The organism is Acinetobacter sp. AM (genome assembly GCF_003105055.1).
In the GTDB taxonomy this organism is placed as follows: domain Bacteria; phylum Pseudomonadota; class Gammaproteobacteria; order Pseudomonadales; family Moraxellaceae; genus Acinetobacter; species Acinetobacter tibetensis.
The window spans coordinates 35,826-49,963 of the sequence record NZ_QETG01000007.1; the positions used below are offsets into that span (position 1 = coordinate 35,826).

Consider the following 14,138-nt stretch of genomic DNA (forward strand, 5'->3'; position numbering starts at 1 on the left):
ACTGTTGCATTTCGTAAAAATGAAACTTTAGCTCATTAGCATAACGAACAAAAACCATGAAATTATGAAGACTAGGCTGCATTTTCGAAAATTTTCTTCTTGGCTTGTTTTTAAATCAATGATCCCTGCAGATCAAAAACCAAATAAAAAAGCCAGTATGATTTAGACACACTGGCTTTTCAAAAATCAGATTTTTAAGCGATTACCAAATATCAGAATTCACTTTGTCTTTAAATTTTGGATAGTTGTCCAATTTAAATTCAGGTTCTTTAATCCCTTGCTTCAACTGTGAGGTATAGTCTTTTAATAGCATGAGAGCAAAAGGCGTTAACAATAGAATTGCAAATAAGTTAATAGTTGCCATTAAGCCCATAGATAAATCCGCCATCGACCATACCAATGGTACGCTGGTAATTGCACCAAAGTACACCATAAACAGCACCAGTAAACGGAATACCAACATCACTTTGCGGTTATTGTTAATGAACTGCATATTACTTTCGGCATAAGCATAGTTACCAATAATCGATGAGTAAGCAAACATAAACAAAATGATGGCAAGGAAGTCATCACCCCAGCTACCAATCTGGCTCACCAAAGCCATTTGTGTTAATTGTACACCCGCAAAACCTGCATCATGGTACATCCCTGACGACAAGATAATAATCGCTGTACATGAACACACCACGAAGGTATCCACAAATACACCCAGCATTTGTACCAAACCTTGGTTTACAGGATGTTTAACATCCGATGCTGCTGCCGCGTTTGGCGCAGAACCCATCCCCGCTTCATTCGAGAATAAACCACGTTTAATCCCCATCATCATCGCCATAGAAACCATCGCACCGAAGAAACCACCGGCTGCGGCATCAAACTGGAAAGCATGGGTAAAAATGAGTTGGAAAATTTCAGGTAACATTGAAAAGTTCTTCACGGCGATGTACAGCGCTACAGCCAAATACATCACTGCCATGAGAGGAACAAAGCTTTCTGCCACTTTGGCAATACGCTTAATTCCACCAAAAATAACGACTGCCGTTAGAATCACTAAAACAATACCCACCCAAGAAATTTCGAAAGAGAAAAGTCCTAAGTTCAGCATGAGATTGGCTTTATCCCAGCCCCATGCATGCGAGGTTGCATCAATGATTGAGTTGGCTTGCACCGCATTGAAGACAAAGCCATAAGCTAAAATCAACGATAACGCAAAAACCACACCCAACCATTTTTGTTTTAAACCCTGAGTAATATAGTAGGCTGGTCCACCACGAAATTGCTGATTTTGCGTGTCACGAACCTTAAAAAGCTGAGCCAAAGAAGACTCAACAAATGCTGAACTCATCCCTAAAAATGCGGTTAACCACATCCAGAACACTGCACCAGGACCACCAATCGCAATCGCAATCGCAACACCTGCAACATTACCTACACCGACACGACTCGCAAGACCAGTCACAAAGGCTTGGAATGGTGTAATGCCATGCTCATCATCGCCTTCTTTACGACTCGATTTCATGACTTTAATACTGTGAAAAAATAGTCGAAGCTGCACAGCACCCGTAATTAAGGTATAAAACACCCCAACCACCACCAAAAATACCACCAAAAAGTTCCATAAAGGGTCATTCAGCATTTGCACCCAAGACATCAGGGTGGTATTTAGTTGTTCGTTCATTTTCTTATTCCTTAAGACTCAGCAGATAGTGTTTAGCAATTCAAAAAAGGCCTTGAGAACAAGACCTTTTGCTTCCTCTTAAGCAAAGAACTTAAGAATAAGTTGAATAACAGTGGCGTTGATCAAGTCAACGAAGAATGCCCCACAAAGCGGAACAATCAAAAAAGCTTTATGTGAAGCACCATACATGTTGGTGATGGCTTGCATATTGGCAACAGCAGTCGGTGTTGCTCCCATACCGAAACCACAATGCCCTGCAGAAAGTACGGCTGCATCGTAATTTTTTCCCATGACTCGGAATGTCACAAAGGCTGCATAAAGCGCCATGGTAATGGTTTGTGCACCTAAAATGACAACCAACGGACCAGCAAGGTCTGCAAGTTGCCATAATTTCAGCGAAAGTAATGCCATGGCCAAATACAAAGAAAGTGACGCATTACCAAACACATCAATCGCGCGGTCAAAAATACTTACTTTGAACACGCTCTCAAGAATGTTACGTAAAATTACACCACCACCCAATGTCCAAACAAAGGTAGGCAATTCAAACCACGTGCCCTTACTAAAACCCGTCATAAACTCGGCAAATGCCAAACATGCGGCAAACATCCCTAAGGTAGTAATCGCATTATCAGCAGTAATCAAACGTACCTGATGTGGATATTCAAAGGGTGCTGATTGTTCTGCCTCTTGAGCTGTCATTGGCGTATGATCACGCTTCTCGATCTGAGCATTGGTTTTAGGTTGTGCAAGTTGATAACGGTTGATCAACATTTTCGCCAATGGACCACCAATTAAACCACCAATGATCAAGCCAAAAGTGGCACTTGCCATACCCAGCGCTAATGCACCTTTAATCCCATGCTCAACTTCCAGAATTTCACCCCAAGCGCCCGCAGTACCGTGGCCACCTGTTAAGGTAATTGAACCTGCGATAAGACCGATCAGTGGATCAATACCCAATAAAGTCGCAAGACTCATACCGACAAAATCTTGAACCACAATGAATGAAGCAACAGCAATCAGGAAGATCACCAAGCCCATTCCACCTTCTTTCAATTTTGAAAAATTTGCACTTAAACCAATTGAAGCAAAGAAAATAAGCATAAAGCTGGTTTGTAATTCACTGCTTGTGCTGATGCTAAAACCCCAAATGTTGTATACAACTAGGGAAAGGAGCGCTGCAATCAAACCACCTGCAACTGGTTCAGGAATATTATAACGACGTAAAAAATCGATGCGATTCACCAGGAATCGCCCCAATAACAATACAATGACTGCCGCAATAAGCGTATAGAATGCATTAAAAGTAAGTGCCATAATTCTTGTCCGTCAATTTTATCTGTTGTTATACAGATAAATAATAACGCTCTATGTAGGAAAAGCTATAAGCAGCTTTGTACAAACAGTGAAACATACTGCTTGTACAAAGCGCTTGCAGTTTGACTTTAGAGCAAGAGTTTTAGAAGTTGTAACGTGCCATAGCACCTACGCGATTATCTTTCCCTTTTTGCCAGAGAAAGTTTCTCGCTCACCATAGACATATTCCATCCCTAGCGTGACTGGAGTCACAGGGCTATACATCACATTGAGCCAAACTTGTTGCAAGGTCTTGTTTTGTACAGTATCTATAGATACTAAACCGTCAGCAAAGCCATTCCTGTCATTTGCCAACATAAGACCATCCCCCAAAGTACTGCGTACTTTAGGATTGAATTGATAAATTGTACCTACCGTTAAGGCATCAAACTCATTTAAGTTAAGGTAGGTTGTAGTCGGGCTGATATTGTAGGCTATATTGGTATATAAGAAGAATTTGTCATCACCTTTGACATTAGAATAATCCCCCACCACGTGAAGTTGTTCAGACAACTTATAACTTGTACCTAAACCTAGGCCCCAACTAAATGCAGTTTTATTATCTGCATCTGTAGCACAAAATTCCTGTGCTAAAGCACCTAAAGAAGTGGTTCCCTTAGCTTCTGAAAAGTTGTGTTTCAGCTTTGCTGTAAATGCTGGGAAGCAATTGTCATCATGCTCTTTTTCTAAACCCAGAACATATGATGTGTCTGTATTGAATTTATCGCTATAACGCACCATTGGGGTACGAAACGTACCAATCCTTAAAGGTGCATTAAAATCAAGCATTTCAGGTTGTAAGCCAGTGGTTATAAAAGTCGAGGTCATTTGAGCAAATAACCAGTTATTCAGAGTTAAATAAGCATGGCGAATGCGTAGTGAATCATGACTGCCACGAAAATCGACTTCGACCTTCCCTCCAACATCTTGATCTTGAATCGGTGCTTTAAAATCTAGACCTAAACGGGTTGTGGTCGCGGTACTATAAAAACGATCTTCTATTTTATTTTTATTTGTTACATCACTCAAGACTACCGCATTAATACGGTTAAAAATTGCATCGCTACCATCAAATTGGTAAGAGGTATCGCCACGGACAAATCCGTAGAGCTTAACTTCAGAACCACTCGAGGCTTTGACCTGTAACGGTGATGCTTTTTCTGTACTTATGGAATGAACAGCTTTAGATGTAGTAATTTGTGGTTTGGTTCTATGACTTACCACTGCTGCTTGTTGTATTTGTGGAAGATTTTGCTGAATCAAAGCTTTTAATGCTTCAACTTCAGCTCTTAATCGTGCAATTTCCTCTTGCTCAACAGATGCTGCGTGAGTCACTGTCATCATCAAAGTTGCAATGGTAACTGCTAAACTTTGCCGAATCCTAGGCTTCTTCATGAGGGGTAAACTCATTCCAAGCTCCTTGTTCCTTTGGTATTTTGCATGTTCATCTAGATCCATTTATATCGGGTGAACAAATAGACCTATACGATAATATCAATTTCTCAATTGATCACTGCTGAAATGAAAGCGCAACATTATGCTGAATTTTTACCAAAAACCTTATTATTATTTTTTAACTCTGTTTTAAGTGTTTCTAATTTAATCTACTTTTTGTTCATCCATCCTCTTTTTGTAACTTTTAATTTTAGCCAAATAATTGTTTAAATAAATAAAAAAAGAGGCTTATGCCTCTTTTTTTATTTGAACTGAATATTTAGAAATTATACAGTGCAACCACGTTTACACGATTTTCTTCACCTGTTTTACTGGTTAAAGGCGTTGTTGCATTGGGTGCAGAGAAGGTTTCACGTTCACCATAGGTGTATTCAAGACCTAAACTCACTGGTTTAATTGGGCTATAAAATACATTCGCCCAAGTTTGCCATAAGTCTTTATTCAAAGCGCTTGGGCTTTTAGATGCATTGATATAATCCAAATCTGTATCATGCTTCATATAACCATAACCCAATGTACCACGCCACTTCGGATTAAACTGCTGAGTAATACCGACCGTAATTGAGTCAAATTCACTTTGTTGAATATTTTTATTGGCATCAATTGCATAGCCTGGATTTGACCAAGATACAAAGCTACTATCCCCTTTGACATGGTAGTAATCTGCTTTTAAGGTCGTACTTGGTGTGACATTGTATTTTGTTCCTAAGCCTACGCCCCAAGCCACTTTTTCATCATCAGAAGTTTGCTTATCTACCACCATGGTACGGGCTGAAACAATACCAGCATTGTTGGCAAACTTATGATTCAAACGTGCTGTAAGTGCTGGAATACGCATCTGGTTATCTGGATCTGAACCCAAGGTCCAAGCCGTTCCAGAGACTGAATCTGAACTATATTTAGAATCTTCCAATGCAAAGATTAAGTTAGTTTCTGGCGTAAAAGTACTGGTATAACGTACTTGTGGAGTGCGCTTAACTGCACCACCGACATAACCTAAAGCATCAATCGTTTCTGGCATATAATCAGGCACAGCAAAGTTTGACCATGTTTGACCAATGAGCCAGTTGGCATACGTTAAGTATGCATGACGAATACGTAAAGTATCATTGCTGCCCAAAAAGTCGACTTCAACTTTACCAGCAACATCACCCACCTGAGTTGGCGTCTTAAAGTCAAAACCTAAGCGTGTTGCAGCTAAAGTAGATTTGAAAAGATCACTATTTCCTGGTGCTCCGTCTAAAGCTGCTTTATTGATTTGGTTATATGGATGCGCTCTGCTTGGACCACCATCAATCTGATAAGTCGCATCTGCACGGACATTACCGTAGAAATTAACTTCTGCACCACCGACCGTAATGCCTAAACCTTTTTTCTCTGGTGCTGGTTTTGCTGGCGGAGTTTGTGTAGCAGCCTGAACCTGATAATTCTGCTGCTGCGTGTTCATTTGCTTTTGCTGCTGTGCATATTGCTCTAACATGCCTCGCAACTCTTGAACCTCTTTACGTAATTGTTCAACTTCCGTATTGGTATCTGCCTGTACAGTTCCTGCTGCAACCACACCCATCGCTAATACTAACGTTTTTAAACGCACAGACATCTTTTGAGTCGTCATCCTAAATTCCCTATCCATCACCAGTGCAAATTATTGTTTGTTCATTCCACTGAACATTTCTTGAGCCAAAATGTGACAGATAAGTCTTATATCGACTATATATGCTTTAGTCGAAGGCTATTTTTTGTTTTTTATACAAATTACCATTTCGTTTGCAATGAAATTGAGACTAAGTCTTTGTCTTTTCAGTATAAGTATCGAATTATTATTCATAAATAATGAATTATGATTCATTATTTTAATGAGCTAAGTTTAACTAATATGATAATTAACATCAGAAACAATACCTTTAAGGTATTGAAATCAACCTATTAGGTGTGATTTTCTCTTAAATTAATACCTAGAGATTTCTTACTCATCTGTCTCATTATTATATTGTTGTACAATCTTGAACATTCGACTTATTTACTCAAACCAAACAACGCCGAAAAATCAAAACAGAGATTCAGCTTTTATTTAAAGCACAGACTTTAATTTTTTATATTTACGCTCAATCTTTCCAAATTTCCTCTGTGACTTCACTACCTCATCTTACGCAGCAATGCTAAGAAGTTTTCATTTTAATCAATAACAATTAGGTTAATTGCCGCAGTTTTAAATCAAATATACAGAGCTGTGTGATGACAGCATCTTCATCGAATTATATTCAGGTCCATAGGTTTAGATCCGTAATTTCAAGCAAAACTTTGTCAGTAGAATTCCTGCTGAATAGAGGTAGACTATGCATAAAACACACATAAAAAAGGCGTAATTTAAATTACGCCTTTTGCATTCAGCTTAAAAATTAAATCGCTTGATTAAAGGTATCACAGTCTTTTAAGTTGCCTGATTTAAGACCTGCTTGAAACCATTTCATCCGCTGCGCACTCGAACCATGTGTAAAGCTATCAGGAACAACCTGTCCTGTTGATTGCTTCTGTAAGTAATCATCCCCAATTTTGTGCGCAGCATCCATCGCTTCTTCAATATCACCCTGTTGCAAAAACTGAGTGCGCTGTTGGTTATGATAGGCCCAAATACCTGCTAAACAATCGGCTTGTAATTCTTGACGCACAGACAGTTGATTCGCTTCAACCTTCGAAGTCTGCGTGCGTGCTTTATGAACCTGATCAGAAATTCCTAAAAGGTTCTGCACATGGTGTCCAACCTCATGTGCAACTACATAGGCTTGAGCAAAATCGCCCGCTTGATCTTGGCGAGTCAGTTCTGTTTGGTTTTGTTCACCACCAATGCCCATTTGCTGACGCATATCTTTAAAGAAAGTGGTATCAATATAAACTTTCTGATCGACTGGGCAATAAAACGGCCCCATAGCCGCTTGTGCCGCACCACAGCCTGAATTCACAGCCCCAGTAAACATGACCAGTTTCGGTGCGGTATACTGTTGATTCAATTGCTGCTGAAACACCACATTCCACGTGTCTTCAGTATCTGCCAACACTGTTCCAATAAAATCCATGGCTTCTTGCTGCTCTGGGGTTGGATTATCCAAACCTTTGGTTTCCGCACCAATCGAAGCTTGCTGTGTTACTTGCTGAGTAGCTTGATATGCCTGCTGTGGATCTACTCCAAAAAATTTCCATGCGACAAATGCAACCACCAAGCCTAGAATACTGAAGCCACCCATTTTGCGACCTGCACCACCGCCACGACGGTCTTCAATATTGCTACTGACACGACGACCTTTCCAACGCATAGCCTTATTCCTTATTTTTATGAAGTAGACCTTTTAAGCTTAAGCCTGTTTTGAATTCGGCCAAATCTTTTTAAACACAGTTAGTACAAGAATCACTGCCAAACCCGCGGCAATACCAATCATCAAATTAATTAAAGTTGGCGTTAATGCACCAACAATACTGCCAAAATTAGGAATTAACTCTAAGTGATCAACTGTATCTTCGGTAAAATGATGGATAAGCGGTACTGCATGGTTAATAATCCCACCACCCACCAAGAACATTGCAATTGTGCCAACTACAGTTAATGTTTTCATGAGCTTAGGTGCAAAAGCCAATAAAAAACGTCCCACTTTCTGTTTCGCATTCGAGCCTTGTTGAGTTAAGTACAGCCCAATATCATCAATTTTGACAATCAATCCGACAAATCCGTATACACCGATGGTCATTGCAATCGCAATAATGCTGAGTACAGTCAGTTTACTCATAAACGTCGCTGTCGCTACTGTACCCAAAGAAATCACCACAATCTCTGCAGACAGAATAAAGTCAGTGCGAACGGCACCTTTGATTTTCTCTTTCTCATAGGTCACTAGGTCAGTTTCAATGGTGTGAAGCTCTTCTTCTGCTTCCTTCTCATTGCTCGCCTTACGATGTTGCAAACTGTGTAAAACTTTTTCTACGCCTTCATAACATAAGAATAAACCGCCAATCATCAATAAAGGATTAATCAGCCACGGCGCCACTACACTGATCAATAGTGCCAGTGGCACCAAAATCAATTTATTCACAAAAGAACCCTTGGCGACACTCCAGACTACCGGCAATTCGCGTTCTGCACGTAAACCGCTGACCTGTTGTGCATTGAGTGCCAAGTCATCCCCCAAAACACCCGCTGTTTTCTTGGCAGCCACTTTGCTCATGACAGCAACGTCATCTAATACAGTCGCAATATCATCTAATAATATTAATAAGCTACTTGCCATTATATTTATCCTAAGAAGTTTGCTCTATTTTAATGGGATATGAAGAAAAAAACTGTATTTACCTGATGATTTATGTTCGGATTTAATTTTTTTCTACTTCTATTTTTTTCTGACTGACATTAAAAAAAATTATGCCGTACAATGTAGCCCATTAATTGACTGCAGATGTAGTAAAAAACACTACTTTTTGGAAAAGAAAATGAGTAATCAAGATAATCGTCCAGTCATTTTGACTGGCGACCGTCCTACAGGGCAACTTCACTTAGGTCATTTTGTTGGTTCGTTACGTTCACGTGTGGGTCTACAAGATTCACATCATCAACATCTTTTATTGGCTGATGCGCAAGCATTGACTGACAATGCCGACAATTTTGAAAAAGTACGTCGTAATATTATTGAAGTTGCTACCGATTACTTAGCAGTTGGTATTGACCCAACCAAAACCACCATCTGTGTTCAATCTTGCTTACCTGCATTAAATGAACTCACGATGTTGTATCTCAACTTCGTGACCGTTTCACGTTTAGAGCGTAATCCAACCATTAAATCTGAAATTCAGATGCGTGGTTTTGAACGCGATATTCCAGCAGGCTTCCTATGCTATCCAGTCGCTCAAGCTGCTGACATTACCGCATTTAAAGCCACTGTTGTTCCTGTTGGTGAAGACCAAATTCCAATGATTGAACAAACCAATGAAATTGTTCGTCGTATTAACCGTCAAATCGGTCAAGACCTATTACCAGAATGTAAAGCACTGCTTTCTAATATGAGTCGTTTACCAGGCTTTGATGGTAAAGCAAAAATGTCAAAATCTTTAGGCAACACCATTGTGCTTGATGCAAGCGATAAAGACATTAAAAAAGCCGTAAATGCAATGTATACCGATCCGAACCACCTGCGTATTGAAGATCCAGGTCAAGTCGAAGGGAATATCGTATTTACTTATTTAGATGCTTTTGATCCGAATAAAGAAGAAGTCGAAGAGTTAAAAGCACACTATCGTCGTGGTGGTTTAGGCGATGGTACGGTGAAAAAACGCTTGGAAGGTGTCTTGAAAGAATTGATCGGACCAATTCGTGAACGTCGTATCGAGCTTGCCAAAGATCCTGATTATATTATGGACATTTTAAAGGCTGGCACAGATAAATGCCGTGATATTACCCAACAAACTTTGGATGAAGTTAAATCCGGTTTAGGTGTATTTCACTTCTAAATATATTTGAGCAACATCACAAATTAAAGGTCTTTTATAAGGCCTTTAATTTTTTAGAATAAAAAAACATCGCCCCAATCACAAGACTCTCCAATTATTAACGTGATTTAACATGAAGTAACGTGATTGCTCATGACCTTGAGACTCATTACGATTAACATTATCCCATGATTTAGGAAATCCTAAATTGATAACATTTCTCCTTAACCGAACTGTGCAAACAGATTCGTTGTTCTACGCAATGATCACCCCAATCGTTGCGTATTTTTTTGTCTCAAAGTTTTTTAGACTTATTCTCATTTCGGTGCTATCTTAGACAATAAAGAACAAATTTGTATTTTATTTGTTATAAATATCATTAAAAAAAAAGAGAATTCGATCATGTGGGAACTTGTGACGCACCCGTCAAATCTCATTTTTAGCATTTCTATATGCCTACTCTTTCTCTTTGCCTTTTTTGAGCTGACTTTATTGTTATTGGGCGGTGGCACTCAAGGTATTCTCGACCAACTTTTACCCGCTGATCTCACTTCACCTGAAGTCGATATAGATACTGAAGCCAGTTGGTTGTTACAGGTTTTAGACTGGTTATATTTGGGGCGTGTGCCTTTATTAATCTGGGTTATTATCTTTCTTACCATTTTTGGGCTGTTTGGACTGCTATTACAAACAGTTGCTCACTTATTTACAGAAACCTATTGGAGTGCTTGGCTCTTAGCACCTGCCAGCTTCTTCTTGTGTATGCCATTGGTCCGTTTCACCGCGAAAGTTGTTTCAAGAGTTTTACCGCAAGACGAAACTACTGCAATATTTAGTGAAGAATTGGTCGGTCGTACTGCCGTAATTGTGATTGGTATTGCTAAACCCCATTCCCCTGCTCAAGCCAAAGTCAAAGATCAATTTGGACAAATTCATTATGTTTTGGTTGAACCAGAACAAGAAGATGCTTTTAAACAAGGTCAGCAAGTGATTCTGACCCAAAAAACAAAAATTGGCTTTCAAGCCATACGTTCTGAAACTTAATAACACTTAAATTTTGAGTATACGATGCTAAATTCAAATCTTATCAATCTGTTAGTAATTGCAGGCATTATTTTTGTCGCAATTATTGCTATTGGCTTTATAGTCGCCCGCTTATATCAACGTTCAAGCAAAGAAATTTCATTTGTCCGTACAGGATTTGGTGGCGAGAAGGTCATCTTGAATGGTGGTGCCATTGTTCTTCCTGTATTGCACGAAATTATTCCAGTTAACATGAATACCCTTCGACTTGAAGTGGTTCGTGCAGAAGAACAAGCGCTCATTACACGTGATCGTATGCGTGTAGATGTAATGGCAGAGTTTTATGTGCGGGTAAAACCGACTGCTGAATCGATTGCAACAGCCGCTCAGACTTTAGGTCGAAAAACCATGTCTCCCAATGAACTGAAGAATTTGGTGGAAGGCAAATTTGTTGACTCTTTGCGTGCGGTCGCTGCTGAAATGGCAATGGAAGAACTACATGAAAAACGTGTGGACTTCGTGCAAAAAGTTCAACAAGTCGTATCAGAAGATTTATTCAAGAATGGTCTAGAACTTGAAACCGTGTCTTTAACTGGTTTAGATCAGACCAGTTTTAAATACTTTAATCCGCAAAATGCGTTCGATGCAGAAGGTTTAACCAAACTTACAGAAACCATTGAAGACCGCCGTAAAAAACGTAATGTGATTGAACAAGATGCAGATCTTGCAATTAAAACTAAAAACTTAGAAGCCGAGCAAGCACGTTTACAAATTCTACGTGAAGAAGAATATGCCAAATTACAACAAGAACGCGAAATTTCAGTCCGTCGAGCAGAACAGCTTGCTGAAATTGCAGCACAAGAAGCCGCTAAAAAACGTGAGGCAGAAGAAGCACAAATTGCTGCTGAACGTGAAGTTGAATTAAAGCGTATCGCTTCCGCACGTGATGTAGAAAATGAAAATATTTTAAAAGCCCAACTCATTCAAAAAGCCCAAGTCGAGCAAAAGAAAACCATTGAATTGGCAGAGCAAGATCGTGCAATTGCGATTGCTGAAAAGTCCCGCGCAGAATCAGAAGCCAAAGCTCAAGCAGATCAAGCCCGTGCTCAGGCAGTTAAAGCAGAAGAAGAAGTGCTTACTGTCCGTGAAACGCAACGTGCTGAACGTGAAAAAGCGGTTGAATTGGTTGCAGCAAAACAAGCCGCTGAAAAAGATGCCATTGCAATTACGGTCGCTGCCGAAGCTGGTAAAAAAGCTGCTGTGGACGAAGCAGAAGCAATTCGAATTGCTGCGGAAGCGGAAGCTGAAAAAGCCCGCCTACACGCCAAAGGTGAAGCAGATGCTAAAGTTCTACTGGCACAAGCCATGGAAAAACAATATCAAGTAGATGCTGAAGGAACTCGCGCTGTACACGAGGCGAATAACACCTTGTCATCTGAGCAAGTTGAAATGCAAATTCGACTGGCTTTACTTAAATATCTGCCTGAAATTATTCGTGAAAGCGTTAAACCAATGGAAGGTATTGATGATATTAAAATTTTACAGGTGAATGGTTTGGGAAGTGTTGCACATCCTCATGGTCATGAATCGACGCCTGAACATTCAACAGCTTCACTGTCTGATCAAGTTGTGAATAGTGCTTTACGCTATCGTTCGCAAGCTCCATTAATCGATAGCCTAATGAGCGAACTTGGACTGCATGGTGGTGATATCAATGGTTTAACCCAACAACTCAAACCGCAAAGCAAAGTATAAATTCTAGTATTAAGTTAAGCGCAACTTCTGTTGCGCTTTTTTCATCAAAATATTACATATTGCCACTTCGTACTCAGTTAAAATTCAACCCTATAGGACCTAAACACAAGGAGCATGCATGCATCTTACGATCTATCCTGCTTTGTGGTTTGACAATCAAGCGTTAGAAGCATTTGAATTCTATTGCTCAGTTTTTCCAAACAGCATGATCCTTGAACATAATCCGACTGTTGTAAAAGCATCTTTGTCCAATCAATGCTTTATTGGGATTAATGGTGGTCCCTATTTCTTACCTAATCCAGCCATTTCTTTTACTGTCATTTGCAATAGCCGCCAAGAAATTACGACATTGTGGCAAAAACTTATTCTCGGTGGTGCAAGTCTTATTGATCTCGGGCATTATTCTTGGAATGCTTATTATGGTTGGGTTCAAGATCAGTTTGGCTATACTTGGCAATTACAACTAGGTAACTGCGGTAAAACACAACAACACATTCTTCCCCATTTATTATTTTGCGGTATCCATCAAAACCAGTGTTCGCAAGCCTTGCAATACTATCAAAAAATTTTTCCAGAATTTCAACGTCATCAGCGGCTTCGCTACTCTTCAGGCGACTTGAAAGGAAAAATCCAAAACAGTATTTTTAGCTTGAACCATCTTAAATTTATAGCAAAAGATAGTCCTGATCTGCATATTTTTGATTTTAATGAATCTGTTTCTTTTGTAATCCCCTGTAAAACACAGCAAGAAATTGATTATTACTGGAATTATTTTACTGAACACGGTTCGGAAAGTTGGTGTGGTTGGTGCAAAGATGTATTTGGTATTAGTTGGCAAGTGATCCCCGATAACCTTGCACAAATCTTAGCGGCTCATCCCCAAGCCTATTCAACACTTACACGTATGAAAAAGATTATTCTGCAAGATCTACTTACGTAAAACCTGAAAAATATTATGGCATTTTAGAACAAACGGAGCCAAAAGAATCGGATTAACTGTCCTCGATCATAGGGGAAATTTGACAGATATTCATAACCGAGTTTATTTCGCTTATTCAGTTTAATTTCAATTCCATAGCCAAATGATATTTTTAAGGCATCCAAATCTGAACTATTGAACTGACCTGTACCAAGTTTGTTCGTAAAATTATCAGAATTATAAGCGGTGTAATTAAACACCCGAATATATTCATTTTCATAAAAGTCATTATTCGCTACGCTATAATCATTTTCTTCTTCATTATGCTGCTCTGCAAGATGCTGATAATAATTGAAAATTTCATCACCAATAAACTCATCCATTTGTACATCTGCATTTTCAGCCATAGCAACATTCATCAATAGAAAAATCAGAATGAGTACCCGAAAAAAGAACAAATGAAGCAGTCTTAACATTTGC

10 protein-coding genes and 1 pseudogene are annotated in these 14,138 nt (G+C 39.4%); 4 read left to right on the forward strand and 7 right to left on the reverse strand.

Annotation, left to right across the window (positions count from 1 at the left end; all coding sequences use genetic code 11):
• Positions 1 to 202: 202 nt before the first annotated feature.
• From DCO44_RS05305 to DCO44_RS05330, 6 genes and pseudogenes are all read right to left on the reverse strand, one after another.
• Positions 203 to 1,678: an alanine/glycine:cation symporter family protein gene (locus DCO44_RS05305; RefSeq protein WP_116759778.1), complete on the reverse strand. Its 1,476-nt coding sequence runs from the start codon at positions 1,676 to 1,678 to the stop codon at positions 203 to 205.
• A 78-nt stretch (positions 1,679 to 1,756) separates the two neighbouring features.
• On the reverse strand, positions 1,757 to 2,998 hold the full coding sequence (gene gltS, locus DCO44_RS05310; RefSeq protein ID WP_116759780.1) for a sodium/glutamate symporter: 1,242 nt from the start codon (positions 2,996 to 2,998) through the stop codon (positions 1,757 to 1,759).
• A gap of 142 nt (positions 2,999 to 3,140) precedes the next feature.
• Positions 3,141 to 4,447, reverse strand: a pseudogene (locus DCO44_RS05315) (DcaP family trimeric outer membrane transporter).
• A 304-nt stretch (positions 4,448 to 4,751) separates the two neighbouring features.
• On the reverse strand, positions 4,752 to 6,107 hold the full coding sequence (locus DCO44_RS05320; RefSeq protein ID WP_116759782.1) for a DcaP family trimeric outer membrane transporter: 1,356 nt from the start codon (positions 6,105 to 6,107) through the stop codon (positions 4,752 to 4,754).
• Between the two features lie 784 nt (positions 6,108 to 6,891).
• Positions 6,892 to 7,803, reverse strand: a complete 912-nt coding sequence (locus DCO44_RS05325) for a neutral zinc metallopeptidase (protein WP_116759784.1) — start codon at positions 7,801 to 7,803, stop codon at positions 6,892 to 6,894.
• A gap of 39 nt (positions 7,804 to 7,842) precedes the next feature.
• Positions 7,843 to 8,769 (reverse strand): DUF808 domain-containing protein, encoded by a 927-nt coding sequence (locus DCO44_RS05330; protein WP_116759786.1) that lies wholly within the window; start codon positions 8,767 to 8,769, stop codon positions 7,843 to 7,845.
• Between the two features lie 199 nt (positions 8,770 to 8,968).
• On the opposite strand from DCO44_RS05330, the gene trpS reads away from it, so the two are divergent.
• From trpS to DCO44_RS05350, 4 genes are all read left to right on the forward strand, one after another.
• Entirely contained in the window at positions 8,969 to 9,982 is a 1,014-nt protein-coding gene (gene trpS, locus DCO44_RS05335) for a tryptophan--tRNA ligase (RefSeq protein WP_116759788.1), read from the forward strand.
• A 381-nt stretch (positions 9,983 to 10,363) separates the two neighbouring features.
• Positions 10,364 to 11,005 (forward strand): YqiJ family protein, encoded by a 642-nt coding sequence (locus DCO44_RS05340; protein ID WP_116759790.1) that lies wholly within the window; start codon positions 10,364 to 10,366, stop codon positions 11,003 to 11,005.
• 24 nt (positions 11,006 to 11,029) lie between these two features.
• Positions 11,030 to 12,739 carry a flotillin family protein gene (locus DCO44_RS05345; RefSeq protein ID WP_116759792.1) on the forward strand — a complete coding sequence of 570 codons (1,710 nt, stop codon included), beginning with the start codon at positions 11,030 to 11,032 and terminating at the stop codon, positions 12,737 to 12,739.
• Between the two features lie 118 nt (positions 12,740 to 12,857).
• Positions 12,858 to 13,679 carry a VOC family protein gene (locus DCO44_RS05350; protein WP_116759794.1) on the forward strand — a complete coding sequence of 274 codons (822 nt, stop codon included), beginning with the start codon at positions 12,858 to 12,860 and terminating at the stop codon, positions 13,677 to 13,679.
• 23 nt (positions 13,680 to 13,702) lie between these two features.
• Here the strand turns inward: DCO44_RS05350 and DCO44_RS05355 are convergent, their stop codons facing one another.
• On the reverse strand, positions 13,703 to 14,065 hold the full coding sequence (locus tag DCO44_RS05355; protein WP_228157511.1) for a hypothetical protein: 363 nt from the start codon (positions 14,063 to 14,065) through the stop codon (positions 13,703 to 13,705).
• Between the last annotated feature and the right edge of the window lie 73 nt (positions 14,066 to 14,138).

Coding starts and splice junctions, on each gene's coding strand:
- DCO44_RS05305 (WP_116759778.1), bottom strand. CDS start 1,678: ATGAACGAACAACTAAATACCACCCTGATGTCTTGGGTGCAAATGCTG.
- gltS (WP_116759780.1), bottom strand. CDS start 2,998: ATGGCACTTACTTTTAATGCATTCTATACGCTTATTGCGGCAGTCATT.
- DCO44_RS05320 (WP_116759782.1), bottom strand. CDS start 6,107: ATGACGACTCAAAAGATGTCTGTGCGTTTAAAAACGTTAGTATTAGCG.
- DCO44_RS05325 (WP_116759784.1), bottom strand. CDS start 7,803: ATGCGTTGGAAAGGTCGTCGTGTCAGTAGCAATATTGAAGACCGTCGT.
- DCO44_RS05330 (WP_116759786.1), bottom strand. CDS start 8,769: ATGGCAAGTAGCTTATTAATATTATTAGATGATATTGCGACTGTATTA.
- trpS (WP_116759788.1), top strand. CDS start 8,969: ATGAGTAATCAAGATAATCGTCCAGTCATTTTGACTGGCGACCGTCCT.
- DCO44_RS05340 (WP_116759790.1), top strand. CDS start 10,364: ATGTGGGAACTTGTGACGCACCCGTCAAATCTCATTTTTAGCATTTCT.
- DCO44_RS05345 (WP_116759792.1), top strand. CDS start 11,030: ATGCTAAATTCAAATCTTATCAATCTGTTAGTAATTGCAGGCATTATT.
- DCO44_RS05350 (WP_116759794.1), top strand. CDS start 12,858: ATGCATCTTACGATCTATCCTGCTTTGTGGTTTGACAATCAAGCGTTA.
- DCO44_RS05355 (WP_228157511.1), bottom strand. CDS start 14,065: ATGGCTGAAAATGCAGATGTACAAATGGATGAGTTTATTGGTGATGAA.